At 38.4% G+C, this 7,403-nt stretch carries 7 protein-coding genes; all 7 read left to right on the forward strand.

Features of this window, described 5'->3' with window-relative positions:
• Positions 1–292: 292 nt before the first annotated feature.
• The 7 genes from PX482_RS12660 (at position 293) to PX482_RS12690 (ending at position 7,303) form a co-directional block, all read left to right on the forward strand.
• On the forward strand, positions 293–1,120 hold the full coding sequence (locus PX482_RS12660; protein ID WP_223210613.1) for a sulfotransferase domain-containing protein: 828 nt from the start codon (positions 293–295) through the stop codon (positions 1,118–1,120).
• Positions 1,121–1,371: 251 nt separating this feature from the next.
• The gene (locus tag PX482_RS12665) at positions 1,372–2,652 is read left to right on the forward strand and encodes a glycosyltransferase family 4 protein (protein WP_288023350.1); all 1,281 of its coding nucleotides are present in this window, start codon (positions 1,372–1,374) and stop codon (positions 2,650–2,652) included.
• 70 nt (positions 2,653–2,722) lie between these two features.
• Positions 2,723–3,082, forward strand: a complete 360-nt coding sequence (locus PX482_RS12670) for a DUF433 domain-containing protein (protein WP_288023352.1) — start codon at positions 2,723–2,725, stop codon at positions 3,080–3,082.
• Between the two features lie 101 nt (positions 3,083–3,183).
• Positions 3,184–3,921, forward strand: coding sequence for a Uma2 family endonuclease (locus PX482_RS12675; protein WP_002758868.1), 738 nt, complete (start codon positions 3,184–3,186; stop codon positions 3,919–3,921).
• A 363-nt stretch (positions 3,922–4,284) separates the two neighbouring features.
• Positions 4,285–5,217 (forward strand): class I SAM-dependent methyltransferase, encoded by a 933-nt coding sequence (locus tag PX482_RS12680; RefSeq protein WP_002758869.1) that lies wholly within the window; start codon positions 4,285–4,287, stop codon positions 5,215–5,217.
• Between the two features lie 23 nt (positions 5,218–5,240).
• Entirely contained in the window at positions 5,241–6,188 is a 948-nt protein-coding gene (locus PX482_RS12685; protein WP_002758871.1) for a glycosyltransferase family 2 protein, read from the forward strand.
• A gap of 44 nt (positions 6,189–6,232) precedes the next feature.
• A complete protein-coding gene (locus PX482_RS12690) occupies positions 6,233–7,303 on the forward strand; it encodes a glycosyltransferase family 4 protein (RefSeq protein WP_288094792.1) in 1,071 nt (356 codons plus the stop codon).
• The last annotated feature ends 100 nt before the right edge of the window (positions 7,304–7,403 follow it).

The raw sequence follows: 7,403 nt of genomic DNA on the forward strand, positions 1-7,403 counted from the left end.
AAAAGCCACTCTTAATCGTGTCTTGGAACGAAATAGAGGCTTTTAAAGACTGCGTACATGGAGAATTAAAACAAGAATTACCCTCGAAAAGCCTATTTTTCCACTAAGTATTTATGCTCATTGCAAAGGTGAGATGCTCCCCCTGTGTATCCAATAGAATATCATCTGAATTATACTTGGATTTTCCTACAATAGGCATTCCAAAAGTATAAATTATGTGTTATTATATCTGTAAATCATATACGCTTTTGAGCTATTCGTAATGTTATTGAGCAAATTATCTCATAAAATTGTGACAAAAATTCACAGTGTCACATTGCAGAAAAAAATTATCAGTGTTTATAAAAATACGGAAAACCCCAAATCGGCTATCTTTTACACCACTCATAAATGCGCTTCGAGTTTTGTGCCTCAATTATTTAGTGTAATCTTGAAAAATTCTGATTATGAATTGGTGGACTATGCTGGAGCCATCTGGCATTTGGGAAATAAATTTAATTTAGGCACTCCTCACATCGATTGTCTCCAAAATTTCCTAGAAAAATCCTACAGCGACCTTTATTCTCTTCATGGTAAAATATATGGGCCGCAAAGAGTTCCTTTGGATTTTCCCGGTAGAGATAAGTTTAAAAATATTTTCTTTCTCAGAGATCCAAGAGACGTGCTTATCTCTGCTTATTTTTCCTTTGCTTTTACCCATCCTGAACCTCTGAACGATATTAGTAGGAAGGAGTTTCTTGAAAGAAGGAAAAGACTACAAGAACAGGGGATAGATCAATATGTTCTGGAAGAATCGAAGACTTGGGTAGTACCTTTGTACAATAAATACAAGCATCTTCGAGATACTGCTCAAAACTCTATTTATTTAAAATATGACTTTTTCACGGCTCAAACCCCAGAATTTATTGAGAGAATTGCCGAATTTTTAGAATTAAATCCTTCTCAAGAAGAAATTGCTCGATTAACGACAAAAGCTAACCCAGTTCAAAAGATAGAGGTTATGAAACATCAGCGTTCTGGTAAAACTGGTCAATATCTAGAAAAGTTACATCCAGATACAGTGGATAAACTCGATCATATTCTAGCAGAAGTTTTATCTGACTGGGAATTTCCTCTGTAATTCAACGATCCTTGGCTTTTTTTAAACTAAAAGTTTCAGAGTGTTACGGCGGATTCATGTTTGTTCTGGTACATTTTTCACGCCGAAAGGCTTATCCAATAAGGATTTGTCTGTGCCAGATGGATAGAGTAACCGCCGTATTAGTTGAAAATTAAAGTCTTGATATCCGTAACATTAACTTTATTGACTTTGATAAATACCGCTCTTAGAATAAGGAAAACTATGTAAATAGAAAAGATGTTATTTAAATTATGAAAGTATGTTTACTAAGTAATTCTGATGGTCAAGGAGGGGCTTTTATAGCCGCTCATCGTCTGCATAAAGGGTTACATCGGATCAGTGTAGCAGCGACTATGCTAGTTAATGATAAAACGACTGATGACTATACTGTTTTATCGCCAGCAAGTAAATTAATGAAGGGGTGGACAAAGCTAATACCTGCGGTTGATCACTTGCCCTTGTCATTATATTCTCAAAGAGAGAGAACACCTTATTCTATCCAATGGCTTCCCGATCGCCTTGTTTCTAGAGTAGCCCAAATTAGTCCAGATATTATTAACTTACACTGGATTAATGCCGGGTTTTTACAAATTGAAACCCTAGCCAAATTTAAGCAACCTCTTGTTTGGACGGCTCACGATATGTGGCCTTTTACGGGTGGTTGTCATTACAGTGGAGAATGCAATAAATATACTCAATCCTGTGGTCATTGTCCCCAATTAAAAAGTCAGCAAGATGGGGACATTTCTCGTTGGGTTTGGTGGCGAAAAGCCAAAGCTTGGAAAAATCTCAATCTGACTATTGTTACCCCCAGTCAATGGTTAGCAGATTGCGCTAGAAATAGTTCTCTATTTCAGGATTTACGGATAGAAGTAATTGCCAATGGCTTAGATATTCAAAAGTATAAACCAATCGAGAAAAACACTGCTCGCCATCTCTTAGGATTACCCCAAGATAAACAGCTTATTCTCTTCGGTGCTATGACGGCAACAAGCGATAACCGAAAAGGGTTTCATCTGCTGCTGCCTGCCATAAAAAAACTTAGTCAGGGGGAAATATGGCAGCATAAATTAGAGTTAGTGGTCTTCGGTGCCTCTGAACCGATTAATCCGCCTGATTTTGGACTGAAAACCCATTATTTAGGCAGATTAAATGATGATATTTCCCTAGCTTTAGTCTATGCCGCCGCCGATATTTTTGTTGCTCCCTCAATTGAGGATAATCTTCCCAATACAGTCATGGAAGCTCTCGCCTGTGCCACTCCCTCTGTGGCCTTTAAAATTGGTGGAATGCCTGATATGATCGAACATCAAGAGAATGGTTATCTGGCCAAACCCTTCGAGGTGGAAGACTTGGCACGGGGAATTAATTGGGTATTAGAAGATACAGAAAGGTATAACCAATTGTGCATTCGGGCAAGGCAAAAAGTGGAGCAGCAATTTACTTGGGAGTTACAGGCAGAAAAATATTTAGAGTTATATAGCGATATCTTGAGCAAGAGCAATAGACATCGCCAAAAATCTATACCTTAGTCATAGCAATGATATTCCTACTTGGTAGTGCGATTTCTTATCCTTTTAGCTAAACAGCAACATTGCTCCTATGAAATTAGCCTCTATCCCAACAAAGCAGTACATCGAGCAACGAGAAGAAGAATATTGGATTGAAGGAACTCGTATCTCCCTTGATTCAGTTGTCTATTCTTTCTTGAACGGAGAATCGCCCGAAAGCATTGCCCAAAATTTTCCACTCCTTTCCCTCGAACAGGTTTATGGCGCGATCGCTTTTTATCTGGCCAATCGAGAGCTTGTCAATGCCTATCTGAAAAAGGGTGAAGCCGAGTTTCAGCAACTACAACAGTCTTGTAGAGAAAAGAGTCCTTTGCTGTACCAAAAATTGAAGGCAGCTCAAGCCTATAATATGTGCTTAAAAAAACTCTACTCTCCTGGAAGAAGGCTATAACTACTGTGATATTTTGCCCCCATCTGAAATTCTAGTCAGTAAAAATTTTCCCTAGTGCTAGAGGAAAAAGCTCCTTAAGTCTAATCACCAGCGTAGCTCCGATGACTTCAACTATTGCCCCTTCTCGACTTTCACTGCCCACCCAAGATGAATTGCCCTGCGATGACGGCGTTCCCATGGAAACCCAACGACATAAACTCCAGATGGATATACTCATAGATACCTTGTTACCCTGGTTAGCTGCTAGGGAAGATGGCTATGTAGGCGGCAATATGTTCGTTTATTTCAGCGCCGCACAGTTAAAAAACGAGGAATTTCGCGGTCCCGATTTCTTTGCTGTCCTGGGGGTTCCCAAAGCGGAAAGAAAAAGTTGGGTGGTTTGGCAAGAGGGGAAAGCTCCCGATGTGGTTATCGAACTCCTTTCTGAAAGTACCGCTCAACAGGATAAAACTGAAAAGAAAGCCATCTATCAAGACCGCTTGCGAGTACCAGAATATTTCTGGTACGATCCCTTTAATCCTGAAGACTGGGCGGGTTTTATCCTTAGAGACGGCAACTACGAGCCATTATCTCTAGAGATGGGAGAAAGATTTTTCAGTCAAAGGCTAGGGTTAGCTTTGGTACGCTGGCAAGGGGAGTATAAGGGAGTTGAGGCAGTTTGGCTGCGTTGGGCGACTTTTGCCGGCGATTTACTGCCCACGGAGTCAGAGCTAACTGAACAAGAGAGAATGCGGGCTGAACAAGAGAGAATGCGGGCTGAACAGGAAAGAATGCGGGCTGAGGATTTAGAAGCATTGCTCCAACGCTATCGAGAGCGTTTTGGGGATTTGCCAGAATAAATCTAGATGTTGACCGGCCAAAGTACAATGACTCTCCAGAAAGCTAATAGGATAGGAATATCAAGCATGGACAACCAATAACCTTAGAAAACTCTTGTTCGCTTTCTGGTGTTAGCTGGTTAAAATTTTTCTTTACAAGAAGTCGATCATCAGCTAAGATGTACCCAATATACCTATTGAATCGGGTCTTGAACTGGTCGGTTAATTAAATTGCCCATTATCGGTGACAGGCTGCCGCATCAGTATTTTGTCAAGATTTAATAGGCAACAACCAGCTAGTAATAGTTTGATCAAGGAGGCCAGTTCCCAGTTGGCTTTGACGACAAAACATGACAGTAAATATTAGTAGTGTAAAGGTTGACAATGTTGAATAAATTACTTAACCGTATGCAAACCGAACAGGGTAGAAAAAATATTAAATTTGCCCTGGCCAGAAAAATATTCAATCCCCTCTTAAGAAATATTGGCTACACCCTAATTACTGACCATTTTTATCAGCCGATACCCAACCGTCAGGAAATTATGACATACGCGGGCAAAGAAAGGCCTCTTAGCTCAATTGAATGGCATCTAGACAAGCAAACTGAACTGGTTAAATATTTACTAGAAAAATATGCTTTAGAATTTAACAATAAAGAAATTTTTTCAGCATTTGGTTATTCCGAAGATACTTCTGCTCTCATTAGTGGCGATGCAGAAGTCCTCTATGCTATGGTCAGAGAAAAAAAGCCGTCTCGGATAATTGAAATTGGCTCAGGTGGTAGCACTAAAATTATCGCCGCAGCTTTAAAAATGAATTTTATAGAAAATTCCCAAAAATCACAACTGATCTCGATCGAGCCTTATCCTCAAGATTTTTTAAAAGACTTTGCTAATGTTAGTAAAGATTTTCTAGAATTTAGTTTGCTTACCCAGAAAGTAGAAGCCGTAGATTTGTCTGTTTTTGAATCCCTGCAAACCAATGATATTCTGTTCGTTGATTCCAGTCATGTATTCAAGTCTGGCAGTGATGTGGAGTTTGAATTTCTTCAAGTTTATCCCCGTTTAAAAACAGGAGTCTTAGTTCATATTCACGATATATTTTTTCCCTATGATTATCCCATCGAATGGAATCTCAAAGAATCACGATACTGGAACGAGCAATACTTTCTAGAGACTTTTCTACAATTTAACAAAAAGTTTCAAGTTTTGGCATCCTTATCTATGGTATCTTATTACAAGAGTTCCGTATTTCTTGATAATATCAATGCTTATAATGAAGAACGATTACCTGGTTCTTTCTGGATGATTGCTTAAAGATTACTCGCTTCCAAACAATCATGAAAATAATTAATCTTAATCATAACTTTTCCACGACTCGCAAGCTCACTTCTGATCCCCTACAATATCCCATATTATCTCCACCAAATCCAGAACGTAAGGGAGAAGGGGGGTTGAGAACAAAGGGATATTTCAAGCACTCCTACGGGGAGACAAGTGAGTTATCGGAAAAATTTACAGTTCCTTTGGTTACTATTATAACGGTAGTTTTTAATGGAGAAAAGCACTTAGAGCAGACAATTCAGAGTGTGATTAGCCAGACTTATGATAACGTGGAATATATCATCATAGACGGAGGTTCCACGGACGGTACAGTTGATATTATACGCAAGTATGAGGAAGTAATTGATTATTGGGTAAGCGAACCAGATGCAGGAATTTCTGACGCTATGAATAAAGGGATAAGTTTAGCAACAGGAATTCTAATTAATCACTTACATGCAGGGGATAAATTTGCTGCTGACACAACCCTGTCGTCAGTGGTTTCATCTTATAATTCAGAAGGCTGGCGATGGTGTTTCGGTAATCAACTATTGAGAAGTCATACAGACGATACTATAGTGGGTTGCTTCTGTCCTCCTAAATTTAGTCAAAAACTACTTCACATAGTAAATACAATTCCCCATTCGACTGTTTTTTCTGAACGAGCTTTGATAGAAGAAGTAAATGGGTTTGACAATAATTATAAATGTGCTATGGATTACCATCTTTGGCTCAGGTTCACTCAATTATCAAAACCCAAACAATTTGATTATGCCACTGCTGAATTTTTACTGGGTGGTCGCTCCTCAGATATAAAATTAGCATTGCGGGAAGAATTTAGAGCTAGAAAGGAAGTTTTAAGGCAGTCAAAACTAGAATTATTGCTCTCTTTGGCAGTAGTAATAATGCGATATATTAAGCGACAACTGCGAATCACTACATTTGTCAAAAATAGTCCAGCATAATGGCAGTGAAGATAGATAATAAAAGTTGAGAGCAAATACGATATATGAAAATCGCTTATATTATTCCTCGTCTCAAAGATAGTGGATTAACGAGAATACCTCTGTGGCTGTCTAATAGTCTTTATCCTGAGCATGAGGTGAAGGTATTCTACTTTAGTGAAACTAATGCTCAAGAAAAATGCCTCAGCTTTAATGCTCCTGTTCAAAGAATAAGTTTCAACGGTTTTTGTCAGGAGTTAAAAAATTACGATATAGTCCACTCCCATGGATTAAAACCCGATCTGTACCTTGCCATTAATTACCATAAGATTAAAGGCATAAAGATTACAACCATTCATGGCTATCACGTCGATGAACTCAGATACGACAAAGGCTCTCTACTAGGTTATATATGGGGAAATTTATGGAACCTAGCCTGCCGAAAATTAGATTTAGCAATTTGCATAAGTCAGACAATGGAAAGATACTATCAAGGACTTGGCTATAAAAATACCACTGTAATTTACAATGGAATAAAAAAAATGGATGACAGTATAAAGACAATCAAAGAGAGTGATGGAAAAACTGGAGATAAAATTGTCATAGGTACAGTTTCTATCCTAAATAAAAGAAAAGGAGTGGAGCAAATTATACAAGTGTTACAGAAAAATACCCTGTACCATCTGATAGCAATAGGGGGAACATCTCAAGACATTAATCGATTGGAACTCTTGGCAGAAAAACTAGGAGTTGCCCAAAGATGTGTTTTTACAGGCTATCGAGAAAATCCCTGGGAAACCGCGATTAATATTGACGTTTTTGTTTTTCCATCTCGCTCGGAAGGATTTGGTTTAGCTCTAGTGGAAGCAGCTAATTTAGAAATTCCGATTATCTGTTCTGATATTCCGACATTTAGGGAAATCTTTCGAGAAAATGAAGTGACTTTTTTTCAGCTTGATGATATAGACGACTTGAACAACAAAATACTTATGTTAGATGAAATTAAAGACAAAGTTTCCCTGGCTAAGTTGAAAGCAGAAAAACTTTTTTCTTTGGAAAGTATGTGTTACAATTACTGTGACGAGTACAAAAAATTGGCTCTTCGGTTTGTGTTATGCAATGGACGGGGGTTATAAGGGATGGAACCCTTACATAGAAAGGCATTTAGCGATTTTTGTCAATTGTTTTTGCTCTAGAGCAAACTAATCAATTAAGTCTCTTACCAGATAAGGATTT

Origin of the sequence: Microcystis sp. M53602_WE12 (assembly GCF_030065455.1) — a bacterium.
GTDB lineage: Bacteria > Cyanobacteriota > Cyanobacteriia > Cyanobacteriales > Microcystaceae > Microcystis > Microcystis aeruginosa.

What these genes read in the sequence shown, in the direction of transcription:
- PX482_RS12665 (WP_288023350.1), top strand. Translation starts at nt 1,372, where the DNA reads ATGAAAGTATGTTTACTAAGTAATTCTGATGGTCAAGGAGGGGCTTTT.
- PX482_RS12670 (WP_288023352.1), top strand. Translation starts at nt 2,723, where the DNA reads ATGAAATTAGCCTCTATCCCAACAAAGCAGTACATCGAGCAACGAGAA.
- PX482_RS12675 (WP_002758868.1), top strand. Translation starts at nt 3,184, where the DNA reads ATGACTTCAACTATTGCCCCTTCTCGACTTTCACTGCCCACCCAAGAT.
- PX482_RS12680 (WP_002758869.1), top strand. Translation starts at nt 4,285, where the DNA reads ATGTTGAATAAATTACTTAACCGTATGCAAACCGAACAGGGTAGAAAA.
- PX482_RS12685 (WP_002758871.1), top strand. Translation starts at nt 5,241, where the DNA reads ATGAAAATAATTAATCTTAATCATAACTTTTCCACGACTCGCAAGCTC.
- PX482_RS12690 (WP_288094792.1), top strand. Translation starts at nt 6,233, where the DNA reads ATGAAAATCGCTTATATTATTCCTCGTCTCAAAGATAGTGGATTAACG.